Source organism: Halorientalis marina, from assembly GCF_023028345.1.
Taxonomy (GTDB): Archaea; Halobacteriota; Halobacteria; order Halobacteriales; family Haloarculaceae; genus Halorientalis; species Halorientalis marina.
Map to the genome: position 1 here is coordinate 2951797 of NZ_CP095487.1, position 23745 is coordinate 2975541.

Annotated in this window: 23 protein-coding genes and 1 pseudogene; 11 read left to right on the top strand and 13 right to left on the bottom strand. The window is 62.6% G+C overall.

The window, feature by feature from the left end; genetic code table 11:
• Positions 1–109: 109 nt before the first annotated feature.
• Entirely contained in the window at positions 110–964 is an 855-nt protein-coding gene (locus tag MUG96_RS15150; protein ID WP_246984057.1) for a glycosyltransferase family protein, read from the top strand.
• 281 nt (positions 965–1245) lie between these two features.
• Here MUG96_RS15150 and MUG96_RS15155 read toward each other — a convergent pair whose 3' ends face one another.
• Positions 1246–1578: a hypothetical protein gene (locus MUG96_RS15155; RefSeq protein ID WP_246988748.1), complete on the bottom strand. Its 333-nt coding sequence runs from the start codon at positions 1576–1578 to the stop codon at positions 1246–1248.
• On the opposite strand from MUG96_RS15155, the gene MUG96_RS15160 reads away from it, so the two are divergent.
• Positions 1579–2850 carry a sulfatase-like hydrolase/transferase gene (locus MUG96_RS15160; RefSeq protein WP_246988690.1) on the top strand — a complete coding sequence of 424 codons (1272 nt, stop codon included), beginning with the start codon at positions 1579–1581 and terminating at the stop codon, positions 2848–2850.
• 705 nt (positions 2851–3555) lie between these two features.
• Here MUG96_RS15160 and MUG96_RS15165 read toward each other — a convergent pair.
• From MUG96_RS15165 to MUG96_RS15175, 3 genes are all read right to left on the bottom strand, one after another.
• On the bottom strand, positions 3556–5334 hold the full coding sequence (locus MUG96_RS15165) for an ABC transporter ATP-binding protein (protein WP_246988692.1): 1779 nt from the start codon (positions 5332–5334) through the stop codon (positions 3556–3558).
• A gap of 88 nt (positions 5335–5422) precedes the next feature.
• Positions 5423–6469 carry an NAD-dependent epimerase/dehydratase family protein gene (locus MUG96_RS15170; protein ID WP_246984058.1) on the bottom strand — a complete coding sequence of 349 codons (1047 nt, stop codon included), beginning with the start codon at positions 6467–6469 and terminating at the stop codon, positions 5423–5425.
• Positions 6470–6562: 93 nt separating this feature from the next.
• Positions 6563–7999 carry an exopolysaccharide biosynthesis polyprenyl glycosylphosphotransferase gene (locus MUG96_RS15175; RefSeq protein WP_246984059.1) on the bottom strand — a complete coding sequence of 479 codons (1437 nt, stop codon included), beginning with the start codon at positions 7997–7999 and terminating at the stop codon, positions 6563–6565.
• 174 nt (positions 8000–8173) lie between these two features.
• Between MUG96_RS15175 and MUG96_RS15180 the strand changes: the two genes are divergently transcribed.
• A complete protein-coding gene (locus tag MUG96_RS15180; protein ID WP_246984061.1) occupies positions 8174–10282 on the top strand; it encodes a hypothetical protein in 2109 nt (702 codons plus the stop codon).
• A gap of 77 nt (positions 10283–10359) precedes the next feature.
• On the opposite strand, the gene MUG96_RS15185 is transcribed toward MUG96_RS15180, so the two are convergent.
• Positions 10360–11292 (bottom strand): UDP-glucuronic acid decarboxylase family protein, encoded by a 933-nt coding sequence (locus MUG96_RS15185; RefSeq protein ID WP_246984062.1) that lies wholly within the window; start codon positions 11290–11292, stop codon positions 10360–10362.
• Between the two features lie 15 nt (positions 11293–11307).
• Positions 11308–12321, bottom strand: a complete 1014-nt coding sequence (locus MUG96_RS15190) for a sugar nucleotidyltransferase (protein WP_246984067.1) — start codon at positions 12319–12321, stop codon at positions 11308–11310.
• A gap of 180 nt (positions 12322–12501) precedes the next feature.
• Here MUG96_RS15190 and MUG96_RS15195 point away from each other — a divergent pair.
• Positions 12502–12612, top strand: a pseudogene (locus MUG96_RS15195) (NAD-binding protein); the annotation flags it as partial.
• Positions 12613–12643: 31 nt separating this feature from the next.
• On the opposite strand, the gene MUG96_RS15200 reads toward MUG96_RS15195, so the two are convergent.
• Together MUG96_RS15200 and MUG96_RS15205 are read right to left on the bottom strand one after the other, a co-directional pair.
• Complete coding sequence (locus MUG96_RS15200; RefSeq protein WP_246984069.1) at positions 12644–12988, bottom strand: DUF5615 family PIN-like protein; 345 nt, start codon at positions 12986–12988, stop codon at positions 12644–12646.
• Positions 12989–12990: 2 nt separating this feature from the next.
• Positions 12991–13287, bottom strand: coding sequence for a DUF433 domain-containing protein (locus MUG96_RS15205; RefSeq protein WP_246984070.1), 297 nt, complete (start codon positions 13285–13287; stop codon positions 12991–12993).
• Between the two features lie 131 nt (positions 13288–13418).
• Here MUG96_RS15205 and aglM point away from each other — a divergent pair, with 131 nt between their 5' ends.
• Complete coding sequence (gene aglM, locus MUG96_RS15210; RefSeq protein WP_246984071.1) at positions 13419–14708, top strand: UDP-glucose 6-dehydrogenase AglM; 1290 nt, start codon at positions 13419–13421, stop codon at positions 14706–14708.
• Between the two features lie 172 nt (positions 14709–14880).
• On the opposite strand, the gene MUG96_RS15215 is transcribed toward aglM, so the two are convergent.
• A complete protein-coding gene (locus MUG96_RS15215; RefSeq protein ID WP_246984072.1) occupies positions 14881–15198 on the bottom strand; it encodes a hypothetical protein in 318 nt (105 codons plus the stop codon).
• Between the two features lie 94 nt (positions 15199–15292).
• Between MUG96_RS15215 and MUG96_RS15220 the strand changes: the two genes are divergently transcribed.
• From MUG96_RS15220 to MUG96_RS15230, 3 genes are read left to right on the top strand one after another with little or no spacing between them, the layout of a single operon-like run.
• Entirely contained in the window at positions 15293–15637 is a 345-nt protein-coding gene (locus tag MUG96_RS15220; protein ID WP_246984073.1) for a helix-turn-helix domain-containing protein, read from the top strand.
• A gap of 46 nt (positions 15638–15683) precedes the next feature.
• Positions 15684–15962: a ribbon-helix-helix domain-containing protein gene (locus MUG96_RS15225; RefSeq protein WP_246984074.1), complete on the top strand. Its 279-nt coding sequence runs from the start codon at positions 15684–15686 to the stop codon at positions 15960–15962.
• Entirely contained in the window at positions 15955–16359 is a 405-nt protein-coding gene (locus tag MUG96_RS15230) for a type II toxin-antitoxin system RelE family toxin (protein WP_246984076.1), read from the top strand. Before MUG96_RS15225 ends, MUG96_RS15230 begins: the two co-directional genes overlap by 8 nt.
• 402 nt (positions 16360–16761) lie before the next feature.
• On the opposite strand, the gene MUG96_RS15235 is transcribed toward MUG96_RS15230, so the two are convergent.
• The 4 genes from MUG96_RS15235 to MUG96_RS15250 all read right to left on the bottom strand — a co-directional run bounded on the left by MUG96_RS15235 (position 16762) and on the right by MUG96_RS15250 (position 20144).
• Complete coding sequence (locus tag MUG96_RS15235) at positions 16762–17025, bottom strand: hypothetical protein (protein ID WP_246984078.1); 264 nt, start codon at positions 17023–17025, stop codon at positions 16762–16764.
• 74 nt (positions 17026–17099) lie between these two features.
• A complete protein-coding gene (locus tag MUG96_RS15240; RefSeq protein ID WP_246984080.1) occupies positions 17100–19499 on the bottom strand; it encodes an STT3 domain-containing protein in 2400 nt (799 codons plus the stop codon).
• 58 nt (positions 19500–19557) lie between these two features.
• Positions 19558–19911 carry a type II toxin-antitoxin system PemK/MazF family toxin gene (locus MUG96_RS15245; protein ID WP_246984082.1) on the bottom strand — a complete coding sequence of 118 codons (354 nt, stop codon included), beginning with the start codon at positions 19909–19911 and terminating at the stop codon, positions 19558–19560.
• The gene (locus tag MUG96_RS15250) at positions 19908–20144 is read right to left on the bottom strand and encodes a hypothetical protein (RefSeq protein WP_246984083.1); all 237 of its coding nucleotides are present in this window, start codon (positions 20142–20144) and stop codon (positions 19908–19910) included. The genes MUG96_RS15245 and MUG96_RS15250 overlap by 4 nt, the downstream gene beginning before the upstream one ends.
• 206 nt (positions 20145–20350) lie before the next feature.
• Here MUG96_RS15250 and MUG96_RS15255 point away from each other — a divergent pair, with 206 nt between their 5' ends.
• Genes MUG96_RS15255 through MUG96_RS15265 form a run of 3 tightly spaced genes read left to right on the top strand, consistent with a single transcriptional unit; the run spans position 20351 to position 23742 of the window.
• Complete coding sequence (locus MUG96_RS15255; protein ID WP_246984085.1) at positions 20351–20845, top strand: ubiD operon protein; 495 nt, start codon at positions 20351–20353, stop codon at positions 20843–20845.
• A 3-nt stretch (positions 20846–20848) separates the two neighbouring features.
• Entirely contained in the window at positions 20849–22354 is a 1506-nt protein-coding gene (locus tag MUG96_RS15260) for a UbiD family decarboxylase (protein ID WP_246984087.1), read from the top strand.
• On the top strand, positions 22351–23742 hold the full coding sequence (locus MUG96_RS15265) for a UbiD family decarboxylase (protein ID WP_246984089.1): 1392 nt from the start codon (positions 22351–22353) through the stop codon (positions 23740–23742). The genes MUG96_RS15260 and MUG96_RS15265 overlap by 4 nt, the downstream gene beginning before the upstream one ends.
• Positions 23743–23745 lie beyond the last annotated feature (3 nt).

A 23745-nucleotide genomic window follows, 5' to 3' on the forward strand; every position in this document is an offset into this window, starting at 1 on the left:
TGTCTTTTATATTCGAGCCCTAGTTAACTGACCTGTGTCTCGCGGACTGCTGTACGTCGCGACTGGACGCCCGTTTCTCGAGGCCGCACAGACCTCTGCGAGGAGTGCAGTGGCTCACAACGATGACCTTTCGGTCGCGGTCGTGACGTCGAGGGAACTGCGACCGAGCGCGGAGGAGCATGACGTGTTCGACGATATCACAGTCTGTGACGACCCGTTCGACGATATTCGTGATAAACACACAAACCTGCACCGCTCGCCGTACGACAAGACGCTCTATCTCGATACCGACACACTTGTTCTCGACGACCTGGCGCCCGTATTCGAGTTGCTCGACCGGTACGATATCGCTGTAACGCATGCACCGTTCCGGCAGGTAATCTCGCTTGAGGGCATTCCACCTGCGTTTCCGGAAGTAAATGGCGGGGTAATCGCGTTCCGCGATTCCGATGCAGTCGCCCGGTTTTTGAAACAGTGGCGGAGCTATTTTACCCGGCAGGCAAAACGGGGACGTCCCGAAGCGGAGGTGCAGCTACCGGACGCGGACCGTCTGGAACAGATTCCGTTCGGCAGACTCCACGACCAGCCTCCACTTAGAGAAGCGCTGTACGAGAGTGACGTTGCTGTCTCCATCATGCCGCCGGAGTACAACTTCCGGGGGCCGGCTGCCTACGCGCAGTCGACTGTCAGTATCATGCATATGGGCCATTCAAGCAAGGCGAAAGCACTGGCTAGTGTCATCAACGAACGAGTGGAACCGAGAGTGTACGTCGACTGGGACCGCCGATTATACTTCCAGACGGGTCGAACGCGATATATCGGGCTTTCACGATTCGATTCGATAGTCACAAACCCCGTGATCATTCGTTTGCTGAAACGACTCGGCGTATTCGGGCCTGCGAAGCGACTCTACCGTAGACTAATCGGTGCGACGGACGCACCAGATGGCGACGGGAGGGGGTAGCGATGCGGTTGCGCAGTGCCGTCACCACCGGTGCGAGGAAACTACTCAAAGGTGACGTCCGCCAACCGGTTGAATGGATGCTCCGGGCCCGGTCCCATCGGTCGAACCACCCGTTTCTGCTCCGCCGAGAGTCTTCGATACCATCGTGGATCGAGTCCGAGCAGAGTCCCGCCGTGGTCCGAACGACGGACGCCCGCTGCTCGAACGAGTACAGAGGTGCGATTCCGATTGTTCCGGAAACGACGGCGTGGACTGTTGTGCCCCCAACGAGTTTCACAACATTAGACTTCGATTTGGTCGATCCGAACAACGCGAACCGGATCACGGCAACAGTGAAGTTCGTGACCGACGACGATGTCGTCTCGGAGCAGGCGACCTACCGCCCTCCTCGCGACCGAGGACAGGAGATCGTCGGTTTCGAGTTCCACTCCGACGCTCCGGCGGACCGGGCACGTGTCGAATTCAGTTTCGATCTGGAATCCGAGGCGTACGATTCGTTCCTCGCCGAGATCGCTCGCCGTCTTCCGGTAAAGGCCGGACAACGTCTCAAGATCGAACCGGAACCGTGGGTAACGCCTCCAACCGTCAACCGGGCACAAGACGAGCGTCCACACGTGTTCCTGATATCGATCGACTCACTGCGGTACGACTACCTCGATGCGCTCGACCCCGTACTTCGTGCGTTGGGCGACGAGACGATCGTCCCGACTGAACCCAGAGTGCAGGGGACGGCGACACAACAGTCACATGGGTCCATGTTGACCGGCACGCACCCCAGTATTCACGGGCTGGCTCACGATACGATCGATGCCGGACTCCCGACGATCGCCGAATTGCTCGCGGCGGACCAGTATCGGTGCTCCGCGTGTGTCAGTACGGGCAACCTCTCTCCGGGGTTCGGATTCGATCGCGGGTTCCATCGGTATGAACATCAGGAGATGGACTGGGAAACGCGGGTATTCAATGCGCGCTCGATCGTCGATACCGCGATCGACTGGCTTGAAACCGACCTCGAAGCTGGCCACCGGGTGTTCCAGTTTATCCACCTCTTCGATGCGCACTATCCGTACACGCCGTCCCCGCCTGTGTCCACAGAGAGCAATATCGATTTCGACCTCTCTGACCGAACGCTCTCGCTCGCCGCGGAGCTACAAGACACACAGATGGAGCCGATCGATGTCGCGGACACACCGCTCCTGGAGGGCGATGTCGAACGGTGGCAGCGGAACTACCGCCGTTCCTTGCGCTATATCGCGGACCAGTTGACCCACTTCGTTCACGTCTTGGGACAGCAGGGAATACTCGACGAGAGTCTCGTCATCCTGACTGGCGACCACGGGGAGGAATTCTTCGAACACGGGTACGTGTTTCACAACAGTCTCCACGACGAGAACATCCGGCCCGGAATGGCGATCAAACCACCCCTGAGTGCCGAGTTCACGGTTCCGGACCGACCGGACGCAGTCGATTTCATGCCGACGATTGCCACCCTCGCAGGGATAGAGACGCCGGCAGTCTGTGGCGGGCAGGCCTGGCAGCAGAGCGACCGTGCCACGGACCGAATTACGGAGCGACTGACCCCGGACGCGTATCAGATCGCGGTTGAACTCCAGGGAGAGAAGGCGATTTTCACCTACGAATCGAACTATCCCGCACCCCCGACTGACGAGCAGATCGCCGACGGGCCTCGTGAGATCGAGTACTACGAACTGAGAGGGGAGGTTCCGAGAGAGCAGTCGATGCCGACACCGACAGTCGCCACCGAAGAGGCCTTCCGAGACGTCGCTGAAAGGCACATTGGTGCCTCTCGCCGAGAGCGTGTCGGTGACACGAAAACGGTCTCCGAGTCGGTCAAGCGCCGCCTTTCCGAACTCGGATACAAGTAGCGTCGCCGACGCCGAGGTGGGGAGTCGCCGCCTCTCGATGGGACGGCTGTGGCCATCTTCCTCTGTCCGTGGTGTTTAATACACCCTGCTAGTACCGACTGGCCAATGGAAGCCTCGCCGTCGTAGCGCCCAGCTGCATATATTCTGACGAACGGGTCGAGTACGCGAAGCGCGCGCTGGATTCGCTCAATCGTCACGTCGGCCAGCAGTACGACCACATCGTGGTTGACGACATCCCGAAGAAGCAGTGGGGCTGGGCCCGTTCGAGTTCGAGTACGGCGTCGACGAAAGGCTGGCGAGACACGGGCCGGAAATTTACGATCGGGAAACCATCGAGTTCGTCCGTCGCGACGATGGCAGCGGGAACCTATCGGCGCAGTTGGCTTCGAAACAATCAACCCTCTTTCCCATCGTCACGTAGGTGGAGAGCATCGAAGCGAGCGCCTCCATCACCTCGGGTGCGCCGAACGTCGGTCGACTGAGTCGAATGGTGGTTTCGCCGGGGACGCCTCTCGCCGGTCGAAGTGTCCTCCACGAGTGGCCGAATCTCGTCCAGTATGTAATCTAACTCTGACATTTATCTCGACTCCCGGGACGCATCCCGCCCACGGATGGGGCTGTGGTTTCGGAGAAGCAGCATCTCAGTCACTCACACCGGATCGATTAGACGAAGGTCAGAATGGAGTATAGCCGTTTGGTAATGACTCAGAACTGGTGGTCGTAAAGCCTCGCGTAGGTTCCACTCGCTTCGATCAAGTGCTCGTGGGTGCCCGTCTCGACGATCTCACCGTCTTTCATCGCGTGAATTCGGTCTGCACCTGTCACAGTCGACAGTCGGTGGGCGACGACGAGCAGTGCATACTCCTTTTCCATCGTCTCGATTCCGTCTTGGACTGCGCTCTCGGAGACCGAATCTAGGTCGCTCGTCGCTTCGTCCATGACCAGCACGTCCGGATCGTCGATGATGGCCCTCGCTATCGCCACCCGTTGTCGCTGCCCACCTGAGAGCCGCACACCTTCGTCACCGAGCTGCGTCTCCAGCCCGTCCGGAAGGTCGTCCAGAAATTCGCTAACATTGGCGATCTCACACGCCTGCTCAATCTCGCTCTCAGTCGCCGTTCGGTTTCCAAGGGTGAGGTTGTACCGGAGCGTGTCGTTGAAAATGTATGGGTTCTGACGGACGACGGAAACGTGTTCCCGCCACTCGTCAACTGCGAATTCCGAAATATCGACGTCGTTCGCATGGATTGCCCCTCCATCGGGTTCGTACAGACGCGCGAGCAGCGAAACGATCGTCGACTTACCAGCACCGGACGGCCCGACGAACGCCACGAACTCGCCGCGCTCGATCTCGAATGACACGTCACGGAGCGTTTTGGACCCGCCCCCGTACGAGAACGACACGTCCGCGAATTCGACACGGTCTACAGTGTCGGGGGGTGCCGCGCTCCCGCTGAACTGCTCCGTCTGCTCCTCCAAGGTTCCGATGAACTCTTGTAACCGAACCAGGTGGGGGAGGTTCCCCCCCATTTTGTAGAAGTTGTCACTCAATGTGCTGAACCGTGGGATCAGACGGAACATCGCGAACAGGAACACGGCCAAACTACCGAGCGACAGTGGTGTGAAACGCAGCGAGGCGTAGATGAGGGCGAACAACGTTAGTGTGCCCGCCAATTGATAAAAATTGGCAATCGCGTTTTGGTTCCGTCGCAACGCGATCGACGACCGTGCGTACTGGTCGACGGCAGCCGAGAAACGGTCGAACAGTTCGTCCGTGACGCCGAACGTCTTCGCGTCCCGGATTCCCTGAATGCCCGACTGGACTGCCGTTTGTATGCGTTCGTGTCCGTCGGCGATCCGATCGCCCGTATCGTAGCCCGACTCCAGCTGCTGTCTGAAAACGTACGTGACGACCCCGAGCAACAACCCAGCGACGACGGTGAGACGCGGTGCGATGAGAAGCGCCAGGCCGGCATAGATCACACACATCGCGCCAAGCTCGAATAGTCGGACGAACTGATTGATCGTCGAGCCGGCGTAGTCCGCCTGTTTGACGATCGCGTTGAGCATCTCGTCGGACCCGTGCTCGTCGTAGTAGGCGATGTCTGCGTCGAGCGCGGACCTGTAGCCACGTTGTTGCAGGTCCCGAATGTACGTGGTTTCGAGGATCGCTCGGAGCCACGCCACCATGAAGGCCGACCCGTAGCGCAGTGTCATGACGAAAGCGACGCCGATCGTGATCGTCTCCAGGGTGAACGGGACACCGAGGGCGTCGTAGACCGTCACGAACGCCTCGACGAAACGACCGTCTCCATCCCTGCCCCGAGCCGTTTGGATGATCGGTAGAATGAACCCGATCCCGATCCCCTCTAGAAGCGCTGTCAGAATCCCGAAGACGATCACCGACGCCGTCAGGGACGGCCGAAACTGCGCGACATCGAGGATGGCCCGGGCTTTCCTCCGAACGGATGGGTCAGAACTCATTTTGGGCGGAATTACAGGTCGTGTGTGTGTTGCGAGCAAAAGGGCTTCGCTTATGTTCTCATCCGTGGGAACCGAGACCGGGCGGAGATTACGCCCCGTCGATTTCGTTCCGCAGTTCCGTCGCGATCTCCTCGAAAATCTCGCGAAGCCCGTATTCGATTTCCCAGTCCGGATAGTGGGAGCGGACCTTGGAGAGGTCGGTGATCCACCATTTGTGATCGGCCTCCCGTCGCTCGCCGTGGGTGTAGTCGATTCGTGACCCTGTAACGTCCTCGATGAGGTCGAAGGACTCACGCAGCGAAATCGAATTCTCGCGTCCGCCACCGACGTTGTACACTTCGCCCGACCGTGGGTCCTCCAAGTACCGTCGGAACAAATCGGCGAGGTCACGTGCGTGAATCACGTCTCGAACCTGGTACCCTTCGTACCCGTAGATGGTCAGTTCCTCACCGGTCAAGGCGAGTTTGACGAAGTACGGCTCCCAATTGTGGAGTTCGACCGCCCTCGCCGCACCGCCGGTGATGCACCCCATTCTAAAACAGGCCGTGTCGATACCGTACAGTTCCGCGTACTCCTGAACGTACAGGTCGGCTGCAGCCTTCGAGACGCCAAACGGCGTATGCTTGTTTTGGTCGATGCGCAACCCTTCGTCGAAGCCGTCGTACAGCGTATGATCGACCGGCTCAAACCGTTCTCCGACGCGCTCGTAAGCGAAATAGTTCGGCACCTCTCCGTACACTTTGTTGGTCGAACAGAAGACGAATGGCGTGTTCTCACCGTCTTTCCGGATCGCTTCGAGTAACTGGAGCGTCCCGCGGACGTTAATGTCGAAATCCTCGTATGGAATGTCGATCGATTTCGGATGCGACGGCTGTGCCGCCGTGTGGATGACGCCGTCGACTTCGGCCACGAGGCCTGTCACCGTCTCGTCGCGGATGTCCAGTACACGGTGGTCGATGTTCTCATGCTCAAGATATCGGTCAGCATTCTGCTCCGTGTCGCCGTCTGTCCCAAATATTTCTCCTCGCTCGTAGTTGTCGATACTTATAACATCGTATCCATGCGATACGAGGAGGCGACAGCACTCGGACCCGACGAGACCGGCACCACCCGTGACCAGAACGGTATTTACCATACAGCCAATTCAGAGACATCCTGTCTAAACTTTGTCGTTGCTTGGACAGACGCGAACCGGGGGGGTGATTGCGACTGACCACCGACGGACCCGTTATGCTTCGTCCTCTGTCACTGCCAGCACGTCGCCGAGAACGAGCCACACCTGCCGTACCACGATCTTCAGGTCGAACCAGAATGACTGCTTGCGGATATACTCGATGTCGTACCGGAGTTTCTCTTTCGGATCATATCCAGTCGCACCGTTGATCTGTGCCAAGCCCGTCAGTCCAGGTTTCACAAACCAGCGACGGCGCCACTGTCCCACACCACTCTCGATGTCAGAATCGAGTTCCGGACGCTCCGGCCGCGGGCCAACGACGCTCATGTCCCCGACGAGGATGGACCAGAGTTGCGGGATTTCATCGAGATGTGTCTGCCTGAGTATCCGGCCAACGCGAGTGACGCGCGGGTCATGGTCACCCTTGTCCTCTTCGGAGAGTTTCACGCCCGTTTCCGCTTCTGCTTCGGGAATCATACTCCGGAACTTGTAGACGGTGAACGTTTCCCCGAACTCGGCGGTCCGCTCCTGGCTGTAGAGAATCGGTCCCGGCGAGTCGATCTTGATTGCCACGGCGATGACAGCCATCACTGGTGAGAGCACAAGCAACCCGGTACCCGCGAACGCCACGTCGAACAACCGCTTGGTGACGTAATCCTGCCAGTCCCACGGTTCGAGATTGACTTCGACGAGATCGCCCCCGATGGCATCGTCAGTGAGCACCTTGTCAGTGTGGTCGCGGTGAACCATCGCGGTCACACCGTGGTCGTAGCAGGCGTCGAGCGTGCCGAAGAACTCGGCTCGGTCCGTCTCGCTAAACGCGAGCAGTGCCGTATCGATATCGTGTTTGACGAGGACTTCGTCGAGGCGGGACAGGCCACCGAGGTTCGTCAGTTCGTCGAGGCGGCTCTCGGTGACGCCGCCGTCGGACAATTCCGGTGACTGGACGGTGTGGTCGTCGGTCGCTTCGTACGACGACAGTGGCGATACGTACCCGAGAACGGGGATCCCCGTCGATTCGAGAATCGCCTCCATGGCGATTGGATCGTCGCCGACGATGACTGCTCGGGTCCTGGTCGTCGGCTGCCGTCGAATTGCGACCATCCACGCCGGGAGCCACAGCATGAGCGTGACGGTGATGAGCATCAGCGTCGACCGCGGGAGGCGGTACGAATAATTGAAATAACCGAGCGCGGCCAACCCGATCATCGCCAGAAACACGCGCTTCTGTGTCAGCAGGACGGTATCGAGAATCCGTCGCGGCCGGGGCTTGAACACCGGCCACATCGCACTGAGAACCACGACGAGGGTGGTCGAGGCAGCGAACGTGAGGGCGCCATTCGAGAGTATCACCGGTGCCGGTCGGCCGAAGTACGGAACCAGCGCGAACGCTCGCTGAATGACCGATAGATTGGCGAACCACAGGGCAAACACCGTGAGCGCTCCCGTCCCAGCGACACTCACGACGCGGTACCACCAGCCTGCTGCCATTGCGTGGTATAAATCAACCTCCGAGTATAATACCTGCGACAACCGTCGTTCGCGTGTCTGACGGCCATCGCCGGTCTCAGGTGTGCTTTCTCTCTTTCCTGTTTGCTTCGAGTCGCTATCGCGGTGAACCGATTTGTGCGACACTTAATAACAGTGGCCTGTTGAGGGTGGGGTGTGGGCCGGATATCGCGTGACGCGTTCGCCGTCGATGTGGAGACACGCCGCCGGTGGCGCCACCGAGTCGTCCACACGCTATTTGGCGATAGGCTCGGTCTCATTATTTTTCTCGCGTCACTTTCGTTCGTACTGTTCTATTGGCGGGTCGGCGTTTTCATCACGGATAACTACGCGGTCGGGAATACACTCGCAAACCTCGCTGAGGGTCGTCTCGCCATCGAACGCACGCCATACTCCCTCACGCTCGGGGCACAACCCGGGCTCGTCGAAGTTGACGGGGTCGTGTACGGGCGCAATTACGGACACGCGGCCATCGCAGTCCCGGTCCTCCTGATCTTGCAGGGTGTGAGCGTGGTATTCGACGTGAGCGTGTTCCTCGCGGCGAGCTGGTCGCTACTCGTCCTCGAACTGGCTCGGCAATCGGGCCAACTGCTCGATCGGCAACGACTCGTCGGCGTCCTCGGGAGTGCTGTCGCTGGGGGTACCTTTCTTTTCAATATCGTATTTAGTCATTCGATTGGTGCGAAGTGGCTGCCGTTTGTCACCCTGCAACTCGTGACAGCTCTGGCCGCTGCATTCGTCGGCGTCACGCTGTATCGGCTCCTGGCCAGAATCCACGGCCACCGCGTCGGTGCAACGATCGGGTTCGCGGCCGTGTGTGCCACCCCCCTGGGATTCTGGGCGACCATTCCGAAACGCCATCTCGTCACGGCACTGGCGGCGGTCGTGGTGCTGGCGACGTTCTACGAGAGTCGCCGGGCGACCGAAGCCCGCCGAGCACTCGTGCTCCGTGCCTGTTCGTACGTCTCGGTAGCACTTACCACGTGGATCCACGCGCCGGAAGCGTTCCTCCTTTTCGTCGTCCTTGTTCCGCTGGACCTCGTGACTGCACGGTCGAACCACCCCAAGACATTGCTCGTCATCGGAGTCGCGTTCGCTCTGGCGTTCACACCGTTTCTGGCGACAAACCTCGCGATTTCGGGCAATCCGGTCGAACCACCGCGACTCCAGTCACCGTACGACAGTGGGTCCGACGACGAGGTCAGCACGCCTACACCGACCGACCGAAGCCGTATCGCTGGCAACCAGACGGCCAGCGAAACAGCAGTCACTGGAACTGCTGCCGGGGCACGAGATAATAGGACAGCCGAGGCGACGCAAGCCAACGATGCAGTGAACGGAACTCGGACCAGCGGTAGCACCAACGAGTCCCGAACTACAACGGCACCAACCCCTCCACCCAATACGGCGCCTCCCGACGATCGTTCCCCGTCACCGATCGCTCGGGTGAGTGGGGCCATCGAGGATACATTCGAGGACATACTGCAGGAACGACGAAAGGGACTGGGAATCGCCGGTGGCGTGTCGGTGATTTTCTCCCAGCCTGAGCAGGTGTACCACACGTTCGTCAGAAGTGGTCGCATCCCAGCCTCCGCCGGCGTGGACTACGCCGTCAATCAGCAGGAGGCAATCGAACTAACGGTGCTCGAATCGGCTCCGATCTTCGCTACGTTTCTGGTTCTGCCGGTGCTGTTCGTAAGCCGACTGCGGACCCTCTTCGACGGGAATGGTCGCCACCGGTTGGCAAGCGCGCTCGCCCGCCCCGAACGACAAACCGATATCCTCGCAGCAGCCATCACCATCATGTATACGATAACCTATCTGTCACTGCTCCCGATCCACACACAGATCACGGTCCGGTATCTCATCCCTGCCTTTGCCGTGATGCTGTATGGGGTTGGGCGCATCCCGTCGCTCAGACGCGTTCTGGAGACGGATTCGCCTCTTCTCGCGACCATCTGGGCTGGTGGCACGGGCATCCTAACTGCTTGCTTCCTCATTGTCAACGCCACATTGGCACTCGCACTCGGTGAGGCCATGCAAATGCACGCCATAGCCGGTCTCGGGTGTGCAACGCTGCTGGGAACATGGACGATAGCTGCCAGTATGATGGATCGAGGCAGCCTCCGATCTGGCACCGTCGTGCTCGGATTGGTGCTGTCCGTGGCAACCTCATTTCTCCTGCTCACTGGACTTGTGTATTTCGACTATGGAACGTATGCGATTCCACTCGGACGAGTGCTTATGTCACTGATCCCGGCTTAGAGATCTCGTATCTATTCGCGACGAATAACTCGGCAATTTCGTTTACCGACTTCCCCTCACAGCGTTAGCCAGACCGCTCATGTCTGTTTTTTGAAATACGGGATCGTCCGTTCGAGCCCGTCCTCTAACGATACTCCGGGTTCCCAGCCGAGTTCGGCCCTGGCCTTGGTGAGATCTGGCCGCCGAATCTCCGGATCGTCGGGCGGCCGTTTTTCGTGGGTAATGCCGCTCTCGCTGTCCGTGAGATCGAGGATCGTCTCCGCGAGGTCGAGGATTGTTCGCTCGTCTGGGTTCCCGATGTTGACCGGGGTATCGGTGTTGGATTCCATCAGCGCCACGAGGCCGTCGATCAGATCGGAGACGTAACAGAAACTCCGGGTCTGCTCGCCGTCGCCGTGAACGGTCAGGTCCTCACCGGCCAGCGCCTGTTTGATGAAGGTCGGAATGACGCGTCCGTCGTCGAGTCGCATCCGCGGGCCATACGTGTTGAAAATACGAGCCACGCGGACGTCGATATCGTGTTCGTCACGGTACGCCCGCACCATCGCTTCCCCATAGCGCTTGGACTCGTCGTAGCACGACCGTGGTCCGTACGGATCGACGTTCCCGCGGTAGTCCTCGGGCTGAGGGTTGACTTCGGGATCTCCATAGACTTCGCTAGTGGATGTAAAGAGATACTTGGCGTCTTTTTCCCTGGCCAATCCGAGCGTCTTGTGTGTACCCAGTGCGCCGACTTTTAGCGTCTTGATCTGGTGATCCGAGTAGAACACTGGCGACGCGAGACTCGCGAGATGCAGAACCCAGTCTAGGTCACCGGAGACGTGGATGAACTCGGTCACGTCGTGTTCGTAGAAAGAAAAACGGTCGTGATAGAACACCTCCTCCAGGTTTTCGGTCCGTCCTGACACCCGGTTGTCCATCGCGACGACCTCGTGGCCGTCCTCGATGAGTCGCTCACAGAGGTGTGAGCCGAGAAAGCCTGCCCCGCCGGTGACGAGTACGCGTCCCACGTCAGTTCACCCCGATCATAGCTGTAGTTCGCTCGAATCGCCGACGTTCAGTTCGTGTGGCGTACCCTTGACCGTCGCCGAGTCTCCGATGATGCTGTTTTTGAGATTGGCCTGGGTAACCGTTGCGTTTCGGCCGACGATGACGTTCGTGAGATGGCTCTCCTCGACGGTCGCTCCGTCGTCGATGCTGACGTACGGCCCGACGACGCTCGCCGAGAGCGTGACGTCCTCACCGATGTCGGCCGGCTGAATGACCACGCTCGAATCCGTGGCCGCGTCGGCCTGATCGTCGCTATCGGACCGATGCTTTAGTAGCACCTGGTTCGCTTCCAGCAGTGTCTCCGGCCGGCCACAGTCGTACCAGTCGCCGACATCGAAGGTCCCGAATTCGGCGCCCTGTTCGAGCATCCGCTGGAGGGCGTCGGTCAACTGGTACTCGTCACCGGCGCCGCGGATGTCGTTGTCGATCAAGTGCTTGATGGCATCGAACAGCCAGTTAGCGTCCTCGATCACGTAAAAACCGCTGATAGCGAGGTCCGAAGTGGGGTCTGTGGGTTTCTCTTCCAGTTCCGCGATCCGGCCGTCGGCAATCGTGATGATGCCGTAATTGGACGGCTCGTCGACGGTCTTGACCCCGATGCTTCCGTCCACGTCGCCGAGGTCGTCGTGTGCCGCCAGGAACTCGCCGTAGTCGCTGTCGAACAGCATGTCACCGAGTGCGATACAGATCGGCCCCTCGTCGACAACGGTGTGGGCCTGATAGATGCCGTGGCCCAACCCCTCCGTTTGCTCCTGTTCGACGAAGGATACCTCCATCCTGTGGCCGTACTGGTCGGTCACGTACTCGGTGACCATTTCCTTCATGACGCCGACGACGATGACGACCTCGTCAACGGGACTTCGAACGAACCCGTCTAGGATGTGTCCCAAAATCGGTTTGCCTGCGACTCGAACCATCGGTTTCGGCTTGGTGTGGGTCTGCGGATAGAGCCGGGTTCCCTGCCCTGCCGCCGGAATGACCGCCTTCATCGGCTGTCCGTTCTGAACCCTGGCGGTTAGCCTTTTCTCATCGACGGCCATCGTTGCCACTCTCTGTGGCCCGGTGAACAACGAGTGAACCGGTCAGGTCCATGGACAGCTCTGTCGGTTCGATTATTTCTATCTTTTGTCACCCGGCCCTTCAAGACTCGCGACGCGAAACGAACCCCCATGCACGTCAGCGTCGTCGGGAGCGGCTACGTGGGGACCACTGTGGCCGCCTCTTTTGCCGACCTCGGCCACGAGGTGACGACGGTCGACATCGACCCGGAGATCGTCGCCGCGGAAAAGTAATGTCGGCCGTGTTTTGCATCTACAACCACTCAGTACCGCCGAACTGAGGCCCTGTGAATGCCGACTCGGGATACGCCTCGGTCATCTCGTGGACGATATCCGAGACCTGTGTCGCAGAGAGTGATTCGTCAGCGAAAAAGATCACACAGTGGTAGTCTGCCGGTTCGTGCTCGGTGAGGAAGTCGTCATCGTAGGTGAGGACAACGCTCTCTGTCTCTTTCGAGTAGGTTGCGATCTCGGTATCAGTGGCGCCGAGACCGAGTCCAGAGATATCCTCGACTGACTCGACGGTGTGGCCGTATGCTTCCAGCCGGTGGCCCACCTGTGGCTCCATGTTTTCATCGAGCAGGAACGATACTGCCATCTTTACGAGTCAGAGTCGGGTGGCGTGAGTGTCGCCTCCTCACGGGCGAGTGCAGCCGCCTGCTCGCGCTGCTGTTGAACCGCCGCCATCTCCTCGGGATGGTCGTGGTAGTACGCGAGCGCGTGATAGACTTCTGATAGCGACAGGTCGTGCCGGTCTGCAACGGTTTCGGGCCGGAGGCCGCGCTCTTCTACACGGGCGTGAATGTGGCTGACTGTGATCCGTCGCCCTCGGATATGCGGCTCGTCGTGAATCTCCGACTCGTCACCGGACACGATCGTGTCGATCTGCTGTGCCATCTCCTTGATGGAGGTACTCGACCTGACTACTTCAGCGTTTTCCGGGCCTGGCACTCTGGTCAGTTACGAGATGCAGGTGCGGGACTTCGTCGAACCGAACCCTCAAGACCCGCGACGCGGAACGGACCCCCATGCACGTCAGCGTCGTCGGGAGCGGCTACGTCGGGACCACCGTGGCCGCCTGTTTCGCCGACCTCGGCCACGAGGTGACGACGGTCGACATCGACGAGGACATCGTCGCCGCGATCAACGACGGGGAGGCCCCGATCCACGAGCCCGGCCTCGATCCGCTGGTCTCGGTCTACGGCGGCGACCGCCTGCGGGCGACCACCGACTACGACGCCATCCGCGAGACCGACCTCACCATCCTCGCGCTCCCGACGCCCGCGAACGACGACGGGAGCATCGACCTCGGTCCGATGCAAGCCGGCGCACAGTCGGTCGGTGACGCGCTGGCCGACAAGGACGGCTACCACCTCGTCGTCGTCAAGAGCACGGTCGTCCCAGGTACGACCGAAGACACGCTCGCGCCAATCATCGAAGACGCCTCGGGCAAGACCGCCGGCGAGGACCTCGGCGTCGCCGTCAACCCCGAGTTCCAGCGCGAGGGCTCGGCCGTCGACGACTTCATGGAACCGGACAAGATCGTCCTGGGAACCGACGGCGACGACCGCGCGCTGGACCTCCTCGCGCAACTCTACGAGCCACTCGTCGCCCAGTGGGACACGCCGGTCGTCGAGACGGGCCACCGCGAGGCCGAGATGATCAAGTACGCCAACAACGCCTTCCTCGCTGCGAAGGTCAGCCTCATCAACGACCTCGGGAACGTCTGCAAGGAGTACGGCGTCGACGCCTACGAGGTCGCGGATGCCATCGGCAAGGACGACCGCATCGGCGGGAAATTCCTCCGCAGTGGGGTCGGCTGGGGCGGTAGCTGCTTCCCGAAGGACCTCGCGGCGATCATCCAGCACGCACGCGCGGCCGACTACGAACCCCGGATGCTGCAGGCGGCCGTCGACGTGAACGACGCCCAGCCCGAGCGACTCCTCTCCCTGCTCGACGAGCACGTCGCCGCCGACGGAAAGCGCATCGCCGTCCTCGGGCTCGCGTTCAAATCCGGGACGGACGACACGCGCAACTCGCGGGCCATCCCGGTCATCGAGGGCTTGCAGGAGCGCGGTGCCGACGTGGTCGCCTACGACCCCGTGGCGACCCTGCGCGAGCGGTTCCCCGACATCGAGGAGGCCGACTCGGCGGCCGCGGCCCTCGATGGCGCCAGCGGTGCCGTCGTCGTTACCGACTGGGACGAGTTCGCGACGCTGGACGCGGAGTTCGACGCGATGGCCGAGCCCGTCGTCGTCGATGGTCGACGAATCGTCCGACGGCGAGAGGGGATCACGTACGAAGGGCTGACGTGGTGACTGCCGTCACGCGTTTGTAGTGCTGAACGGAATACATACGAGCCTGAAACGTTTGCGTGTCGACTAGAACTGATCTATACTCTTTTTCCATGTTTTCGCGAATGAAACAACTGTTCAGTAGACACGAACAGTGAACGGTTGTTACCGCCACAACCACGCAATCCACTCGGAGTCACGTCCACTCGTGCTGGTTCCAGCCCTCGTAGTGTTTCAGCCGACTCTTGATCTCGAATGGTTCCCACTCGCACTCGTGGTAGAGAAAATCAGCGAGTGCCCCGAACTCGCTACTATTCAGTTCGATTCCCCGCTTGCCGCGGTTAGTGATATAGGGGGCAGACCGCAACTCGTCGAAGACCTCGCTCGCGGTGTCGTAGTCGCTCGTCTCGATGGCGGCAATGGACAGGAGGTTCGCTTCGACAATCGGAGATCCCCACCGGTGCTCGGCTACCATCGCTGCGAGGAGGGCGCATGTCACCGACGGCTTCCGCATAGTCCCGTATTTTCACCCCTCTCTAATAAGTGTGTGTTAACGCCCGTTTACACCAGGACAAACAGTTATGTACGCCGGCCCGCATATCGTACATATGAGCGAGTCGTCGCGGACGCACCCGGCCGAGGACACGGACACCAAGGAGGCTCGCCTTGAGAACCCCTCCGGCGTCCTGCATCTCTTTCAACACGAGAGCGTTCCCATCCTCATCGATGCCATCCTCACCCTTCCACCGGGTCGGGAATTCAACAAGACGGAACTCGCCGAACACGCTGGCGTCACCCGGCAAACGGTAAGCAACTACATCGACCTTCTGCTGGAGACTGATGTGGTTGAGGAGGTTCCGAACACCTCCCCTCGCCGGTACCGTGTCGCCAAGAGCGACGTCGTCAAGGAACTCTTCGAGTTGAACAGCGCGCTGAACGCCGCCGGCGAGTAGTGGGCTGCACGTAACCGTTATCACTACACAAATTCAACACAGAAGTATGGCAGAATCTGAATCTCCAGAAAAGACGACAGTCAATATCCGGATGACGGAGACATTCCTCGCCGATGTCGACGGGACCTGGAAGGAGGAGGGATACAACAGTCGGAGCGAGTTCATTCGTGACGTGCTTCGAGACGCGATCAAACATCCCGATTTCAACCGAGCAGATTTGAAGGCGATGCTCACGAGTGAAGTCGATATTCAGGAGGGGAGTACACGAGCAAGCGATGAGGTGAAGGCGGATCACGGACTGGCCGGGAACAGCGACGATGAGTGAGAAGTGGGACTGGGAACTCACCGACACAGCCGATCGGCAGTTCGACGACCTCGATGAATATGCACAGGTGCGAATCAGTTCCAAACTGGACGAGGTCGTCACGGATCAGTGGCGCGACCCGATGGATTATCCCGAACCACTCGAAGGTGCGCCACACCAGAAGCTCCAAATCGGGCCGTTTCGTCTCGGGTGTCGTGCTGCTCGGAGTGAGCAGGTCCTCTACGTGCTTACGATCACCAAGCGCGGTGGCGACGCCTACCGGGGAGACGACTGGACTCAGATCCACTCCCGCCCTGTTCGGTCCCCGATTCCGACAACGAGTGTCGGAACACTCGTCCCTCACGAGAAGGGCGGGATTCTCTCGCTGTCAGAAGATAGATTCCAATTTCACCGATGAATCTATAACTATATCGGTGAGGATGGAATCAGAAACCTTCTTGCGCTCGGAACGGACCGCCGAAAGAGGAGGTCAATGTGAACCGCCTGAGGTCAAGTGGTTCGAGGCGCGAAGCGTCCCGTCATCACGGAAGCCGCCATTTTCCGTGCGATCCCGAGTCACTCGGACTGCTGCGCCTGTCGACGATATCCGTTAATCCACTTCTTCGTCGAGCCGGAACGTCGCACGAGCCGGCTCTGGCAGAGGCGGTCGCGGAGCAGTCTCGTGCCGTTCGATCTTCTCGTGCTTCCGCGTTTTTTCGTGCACCGCTCGTGCCATTGGGACTCCTTTGAGGTAATTGAAATCCCCGAGGATGTCGGCACCATACTCGGTAAACCCGTAAAATTTCCACGGTAATCCGCGCTATTGCTTGTTTGACGGATAGTCGTAGATCGCAAGGATCTCCGCTTCAACGAGAACCTCCAGTTGCTCGTCGACCGTCTTTTTCGATTTACTCGGAATGAAGTGGTTGATCTCATCCGCCGACGCGAGAATTTCAGGATGGCCCAGGAGTGCTTGAATGATGCTGTGACGGGTTTCCTGCGACAGCAGCTCCATCAACTCCCGCTGCCGTTCTAGCGGGTTGTCCTCCCTGTCAGAGTTGGAGTGCCCAGAGAGATCGGCCATCGTATCTGGACGTACAGCGGCAACTCGAATAAACCCGTTGTAGTTTCAACTTTCGCTACACGTACCCGGACCGTTCAACTCCCACTTGACGACACCGCGACAGTCCCTCCCTCTCGGACCGGACTCTCGTTGATACGGATGGTCGCGCCGTCGTATTGACCACCCTCCACAGTGTACGTGCCCGGATACGCGACGGTCACACGCGCTTGTCCGTCCGCGTCAGTGACCGCGCGCCGGTAGGTGAACTCGGCGTTCGGGACCGACACGTCCGTTTCGACGGTCACCGAGCCGTTCGTCGCCGACGGCCAGGTCAGCGTCGCACCGGGCACCGGGCGGAAGACCTTCCGGTCACCGCCATCCGTGGCATAGATTGTTCGGAAGTGACCGACGCCGGGGATGCTGTTAGTCCGGCTTCCGAAGTTTCCGTGCAGGCGACTGTAGAGCGTCTCGGAGCCGAAATCGGCGCCATCCTCCGTGACGACGTAGCCGGCCCGGCCGCGTAGAGTCCCGTACCACTCCGTCCCGTCGGTCGCGTTCGCAAACGATGCGTAGTTCGACCGTGCGTAGCCGTAACTCTGTGACTCGCCGCTGACGAAGTAATTGTAGACGCGATTCCGGCTCCAGGGGCTGAACACGTAGTTGTCGGGGTAGGACTCGTTCGCGGCGGCCGCGTGGTCGTCGATCCAGGCCGCCGTCTCGTAGGTCGAATCGGCGACGGTGATCTGGCTCATCTTCACCGGGACCTGCACGACCCCGAGGCCGCCGACGAGCAAAAAGAGCGCGAACAGCGCGCCCAGCGCTCGCGGCGTCGGCACCTCGAACGTCCGGCGCTGGGGCCGGTCCGCCCGACCAGTACGACCCCCGCCGTCGGTCGCGGTCGCCCCCTCGTCGAACGGTAGCGGCGGGCGCGTGAGATCGACCCGTTCGGCGAGGTGAACGAACCCGATGCCCGCGAAGATCGCAGTCAGCGGCGCGAGTTGGCCGACGAACCGGACCTGTACGCTCGCGAGCGCGAGGAGCCACCACCCGTAGACGACAAGCACCGCCCACCGCGTCTGCCGGCGATAGGTGCGGACGGTCGCCCAGACGAGGTAGGGCAGTGCCAGCACGAGGACGAACCCGAACAGCAGGAGCCAGCCGAAGGTATCACCGCTGAACAGCGACTGCGTCTCGGCGATGTTGCGCTCCGCGAGCAGGCGGGTGAGTTGGCGCTCCAACCGGGCGACGTAGTCCGGTCGTACCGACTGCACCACGACGAACCCGACCGGCAACCCCAGCAGTTCGACGCCGGCGAGGACGGGCGTCGGGAGGTCGAGTCGATGGACGAGTTCCGCAACAGCGAGAACGGCCACGCTCCCGAGCAGGAGCAAGAGTGGCGCGGACGCGACGAGTTCGGTGTGCCAGCCGAGGTCCGTATGCGCGACCCAGGCCACGGCCGCACCGACGACTAGCCCGACGAGCAGCGGCGCGTTGGTGGCGAGCGGCGACCGCTCGGCCTCGATGTCGAGCAACGCCCGAACGGCCACGTACAGTCCGACGGGAACCAGCAGCAGCGGGCCGGCCTCCCAGGCCAGCGTCTGGCCGGCCACGCCGACGGCGACGCCCGCGGCGGCGAGCCACGCCTTCCCGTCCCGGAGCGGGCCCGCGCGCAGCGAGTAGACGGCCAGCGCGTACACCGTCAGCGCGAGCCAGACGTAGTCGAAGGCGTGGTGGTCGGCGAAGCCGAGGCTCGTCCGCATGGCGTGGCCTGGCGTGACCGCGAGCAGGACGACGGCCGCGAGGCCGATTCGCCGGTCGGCGGTGACGGCGACAGCCGTCAGGTAGGTCAGGACAGCGACGACGACGGCCGCCACCACGGGGTACCACGCCATCACCCAGCCGGCGGTGTCGGCCGTGCCGCCGAACAGGGCTGTGACCCACCACAGCACCGCGACGAGCAGCGGTTCACCCTTCTGGATGCCACCGGGCATCTCGACCTCGCTCAGGTCGAAGGCGCCGGTCCCGGCTTCGAGCATCCGCTCGACCCAGTAGCGGTAGTAGTAGGGGTCGTTCCCGGAGAGGACGACCGCCCCGTCGCGGAAGATCGTCCCGAAGAGGTACGCCCGGAACAGGACGACGACGAGAAGCGCGCCCGCGGCCGCGCCGATGACACGTCTGTCGACGCTCGGGAAGCCGGGGAAGTCCACGTCGAAGCCCCCGTCCTCGTCGCGGGAAGCCACAGTGGCGTCCGCGCCGGCCGCGGCCGCGCCACCGTCGAGTGCGGCCCGCGCGGCCTCGGGGTCGGCCACGCGGTAGCCGTCGTCGCCCTCCTCGACGACGCCGGCGGCGACGAGTTCGCCGAAGGCTCCCGAGTCGATAGAGAGGTCGTCGAAGGTGAACGGGCCGTCGGCGGCGGCGGCGAGCGCGTCCTCGACGGCGGGTTCGAGTTCGGGTCGCTCCGACAGCAACTCGGAGACGCCCTGCCCCTCGCTCATGTGTCGGTCGTTGCCCGAACGCAGAATAAACCCATCGACAGCACGTGGCATCCCGGACTCAGTTCAGACCGAGACTCAGCTTCAGCGCGTCGTCGATTTCGGACATCGTCGCCGTATCGAGGCGCCCGACCACCGAGTGAGTCCGCTGCTCGATGGAGACGACACGGATCTGGTCGAGTCGAACCGACGAGTCCTTGTCGAACGGTGAGTCGGCCGCTTCGACCAGCACCTCGAACGGATAGCCGCGGTGCGTTCCCGTTGCGGGCGCGACGATGGTCGTACTCGCGTTCTCGTTTCCCACGTCGTTTTGTACGACCACGGCCGGCCGCGTCGTCTCCATCTCGTGGCCCTCGGCCGGGTCGAGCCGAACGACCACGACATCCCCCCGCCGAATCTCCGGTCGGTCACTCATTCATCGAGGTCGTCCCAGGCCTCGTCCGAACTGCCGTCCCATTCGTCGGCGAGATCGCTGGCGCTCTCCGACGCCTCACGATACGCGGCGGCCAGTTCGTCCTCGTCGGGCCCGTCCGATTCGACCTCCACGAGGGCGACCGTGACGCGTTTGTTCGCGTACTCGGTCCCGAGATAGATGCGGCCCCTGTCGTCGGTCTCGTTCGTCTGCAGGTCGTCGGCGTCCACTTTCATGCTGGCGCCCACCGTTACCCACCGGTATAAAAACATCACCCACGGCAACCCCCTCGACTTTCGCTCCTCGACCGCCCGAATCCACGACGTGTCGACTGAACGCGCGTCTCCCGCCGACCCCGTCGCTTCGAAGCGGTCGTGACGGTACATATATCCCAGTGGCACGAGAGGCCTAGAGACGTCCGCGACCAAATCGAGGGCCCGTCATGTCGAGTCACTACATCACGTCGGCGGACCATCTGCCCGAGGAGTCCGGGACCGAGACCACGCTCCAGATCACGGACGCCCGGACGAAACGCATCTTCGAGGCGCGCGTCCGGATCGCACAGGAGCCGGACGAACTCACCGACCCGGAGCCGCTGACGGTCGTCGCCGGGCCCCACGAGAGCGTCAGCGAGACCAGATACGTCGAGCTACTCGACGAGACCGACGCGACGGGGCTCGACAGGGACCTGTTGACCCGACTGGCGACCGAACAGGAGGGGGCCTCGAACGTCCTCAACACCAGGTCCGACGACCTGCGTGTCCTCCTGCGGTATCTCGTCGAGACCGGCGAGTACGACTCGACCGCCGACGCCCTCCGCGAGATCGCGTTCGACCACCTCGCTGCGGAGCGGCCGGCCCTGCTCGACGCTTACACGGAGGTCCGGCGCGAACTCGACGACGACCCGCTCCGGCGTGCACGCGAGAACGAGGAGTGACACATGACCGTCGACTCGTTTCGCGACTACCTCGATTCGCTCGATGCCACCGGCTGGACGCGGTCTTTCGAGCAACCGATGTCGTGGGACCTCGAGGCCAGTGCGGTGACGATGCTCGCCAACGCCCGCGACGGGCCGATTCCCGTCTTCGAGTCGGTCACGGAGCAGGAGACGGGGGCGAAACTGGTCGGCGATCCGTACCGCGGTCCCCGGCCCCGTCCCTGGGACCACTTCGCCCGGGCGCTGGGGTTCCCCGCCGGGCTGTCGGGACGCAGGTACTACGACCGGGTGATCGACCGCCTCCGCGCGCCGACGGCCCCGCGAGTCGTCGAGCGGCAGGAGGCCCCCTGCAAAGCGGTCAGACGGACCGGTGACGACGTGGACCTGCTATCGTTCCCGTGGCCGTACATCCACGAGGGCGACGGGGGGCGGTACTCCAACCTCCACACCATCGTCGCCCCGGCCCCCGACACGGAGTGGGGGCGCTGGTCGAGCCACCGCATGATGCTCCACGACGATTCCCAGGCCAGCCTGCTGTTGCTGGCCGGCGAGCAGGTTCCCAACCGCTACTACTACGACTACGAACCCCGGGGCGAACCGATGCCGGTCGCGGTCGTCGTCGGCGCGGAACCCGTCGTCGAGGGGACCGCTGACATGTGGATTCCGACGGGGCGGAGCGAAGCCGCCTTCGCGGGCGGGCTCAAGGACGCGCCCGTGGCCCTCGTCGAGTGCGAGACCAGCGACCTGTACGTCCCGGCGACGGCCGAACTGGTACTCGAGGGGCACGTCCGGCCCGACGACCGGCTCGACGAGGGGCCGTTCGGCGACTACTTCGGGTACATGAACGGCCCGCGGCGGTCCATGCCGGTGTTCGAGGTCGACGCGATCACCCACCGACGGGAGCCGCGCCTCCCCTTCTGCGTCGAGGGGACCGGCGTCGGATACGGGCAGAACTCCTCAAGCACGCTCCGGGTCGCGGCGGCCGGCCCCGACGCGACCGTCGGGCTCCGGGCCGCGGGCTTCGACGTCGAGCTGGCGGTCCCGTGGCGGTTCACGTCCCGGACGGTCTGGGTCATCGCGACGGACCGCCCCTACCCGGGCTACCTCCACGAACTCGCGAACTTCGTCTTCACGACGTGGGGGATGCTCCACATCGACTTCTTCGTGTTCGTCGACGCCGACGTCGACCCGCTGGACTCGCGGGCGGTGCTGACGGCCATCGCGCTCGACGCCGACCCGGACGCCGACTTCCACCAGTTCGGCGTCGAGCGGATGCCGAAGGTGCCGCTCAACATCTACCAGACGCCCGACGAGAAGGGCAGCGCGGACGTGGGGACCTCGAAGGCCAAGACGGCCAAGGCCTACATCGACGCGACCACCGACGGCGACCCGGCGGACGCGACCGCGGCCGCCGAAACCCGGAAGCGAGCGCAGGAACGCCTCGTCGAGGCGGGGCTGGACGCCGCGCAGTTCGACCGCCTCGACGAGCGGGAGGGCGCGTCGCGATGATCCCGTTCGCGCAGTACGTCCACGGCCTGGCCGGCGACGGCGACCTCGTCAGTCTCGACGGGCCGTTCGACGTTCCGGTCGACGTGCTCGCGGCTGAGGCGCTCCGCGCGAGCGGGCCGGCGCTCCGGTTCGAGCGCGCCGACGGGATCGACCTGGCGAGCGGGGTGTTCAGCGGGCCGAGCCTGACCCGGCGGCGCGACGCCCGGCCGTGGTCGCGGCTCTCGCTCGGTCTCGGGCTGGACCCCGACGCCACGTTCGTCGCCCTCCTTGAGACGATCACCGACCTCGGGCCGGCCGCCGAGAAGCCGGAGCCGACGTACACGGGGCAGGCCGCGTCGGGGACGGACGCGGACGTTCAGGACCTGCGATTCCCGCAGGGCGAGAGCGATACCTGGCCCGTGGTGACGCTCGGTCTCGCGTCGGTCGCGACCACCGACGGGACACACTGGGCGCCGGTCCACGGCTCGGTCGTGACCGGTGACAAACTCAGGGTTCGCGTCCCCGACGCCCTGCCGCCGCTCGTGGACGAGGGGGCGACGGTCACCGTCGCGCTCGGCGTCCCGCCGGCCGCGATCACGGCCGCGTACCTGCTGGCCGTGACGGACCGCGTCGACGCGCCGATCCAGTCGTGTGGGGTGGCCGACACCGTCCCGCTCGTGCCGACCAACGGCGGGCTCGTCCCGAGCACGACGGAGGTCGTCGTCGAGGCGACGGTCGCGGACCGCAGGCCGGACTTCCGGTCCGACCGCCGGGAGGCCTGGGAGCACGTCGTCGAGAGCCGGCCGCTCTCGCTGTCGGTCGAGCGCGTCCTCGCGACGGGGGACCCGGTCGTCCCCGTCTCTCCCGTCGGCCGTCCGCTCGCCGACGATCTCCAGCTCACGGGGCTGACGACGGCCGCGGCCCTCTATCACCGGGTGAACAACTACTGGGGCATCTCGCCCGTCGAGTGGCTCCTCCTGCCGGCGTCGGCCGAACTCGGCATCTGTTTCGTCGCCAGCGACGTCCTCTACGCCGGCTTCGAGTGGCAGCTCGCCAACATCCTCTTCTCGTTCTCGTCGCTGTTCGACACGGTCGTCGTCGTCGACGCGGACGTCCCGCCCCACGACTTCGGCCGCGTCCTGGCCGACGTCTGGCTGAAGGCCCACCCCGCTCGCGACTGGACGTTCAGCGACCCGGACGCGCCGGCGGCGACGCGTCCCCGGTACCGACAGGACGGCGAGACGGGCTCGCGTCTGTACGTGAACGCGGCCTGGGACCCGCGCTGGGAGGACACCTACATCGCGCCACGGGTCACGTTCGAGACGTCGTTCCCGAGCGCCGTCCGCGAGGCGGCACGGGCGATGTGGGACCAGCCTGACCCTGCGACGTCGGACGACGACCCAGCCTGACCC

Coding starts and splice junctions, on each gene's coding strand:
- MUG96_RS15165 (WP_246988692.1), bottom strand. CDS start 5,334: ATGAGTTCTGACCCATCCGTTCGGAGGAAAGCCCGGGCCATCCTCGAT.
- MUG96_RS15200 (WP_246984069.1), bottom strand. CDS start 12,988: ATGGCAGTATCGTTCCTGCTCGATGAAAACATGGAGCCACAGGTGGGC.
- MUG96_RS15265 (WP_246984089.1), top strand. CDS start 22,351: ATGATCCCGTTCGCGCAGTACGTCCACGGCCTGGCCGGCGACGGCGAC.
- MUG96_RS15220 (WP_246984073.1), top strand. CDS start 15,293: ATGAGCGAGTCGTCGCGGACGCACCCGGCCGAGGACACGGACACCAAG.
- MUG96_RS15235 (WP_246984078.1), bottom strand. CDS start 17,025: ATGGCCGATCTCTCTGGGCACTCCAACTCTGACAGGGAGGACAACCCG.
- MUG96_RS15205 (WP_246984070.1), bottom strand. CDS start 13,287: ATGGCACAGCAGATCGACACGATCGTGTCCGGTGACGAGTCGGAGATT.
- MUG96_RS15215 (WP_246984072.1), bottom strand. CDS start 15,198: ATGCGGAAGCCGTCGGTGACATGCGCCCTCCTCGCAGCGATGGTAGCC.
- MUG96_RS15230 (WP_246984076.1), top strand. CDS start 15,955: ATGAGTGAGAAGTGGGACTGGGAACTCACCGACACAGCCGATCGGCAG.
- MUG96_RS15245 (WP_246984082.1), bottom strand. CDS start 19,911: ATGAGTGACCGACCGGAGATTCGGCGGGGGGATGTCGTGGTCGTTCGG.
- MUG96_RS15260 (WP_246984087.1), top strand. CDS start 20,849: ATGACCGTCGACTCGTTTCGCGACTACCTCGATTCGCTCGATGCCACC.
- MUG96_RS15225 (WP_246984074.1), top strand. CDS start 15,684: ATGGCAGAATCTGAATCTCCAGAAAAGACGACAGTCAATATCCGGATG.
- MUG96_RS15175 (WP_246984059.1), bottom strand. CDS start 7,999: ATGGCAGCAGGCTGGTGGTACCGCGTCGTGAGTGTCGCTGGGACGGGA.
- MUG96_RS15255 (WP_246984085.1), top strand. CDS start 20,351: ATGTCGAGTCACTACATCACGTCGGCGGACCATCTGCCCGAGGAGTCC.
- MUG96_RS15250 (WP_246984083.1), bottom strand. CDS start 20,144: ATGAAAGTGGACGCCGACGACCTGCAGACGAACGAGACCGACGACAGG.
- MUG96_RS15190 (WP_246984067.1), bottom strand. CDS start 12,321: ATGAAGGCGGTCATTCCGGCGGCAGGGCAGGGAACCCGGCTCTATCCG.
- MUG96_RS15240 (WP_246984080.1), bottom strand. CDS start 19,499: ATGAGCGAGGGGCAGGGCGTCTCCGAGTTGCTGTCGGAGCGACCCGAA.
- aglM (WP_246984071.1), top strand. CDS start 13,419: ATGCACGTCAGCGTCGTCGGGAGCGGCTACGTCGGGACCACCGTGGCC.
- MUG96_RS15170 (WP_246984058.1), bottom strand. CDS start 6,469: ATGGTAAATACCGTTCTGGTCACGGGTGGTGCCGGTCTCGTCGGGTCC.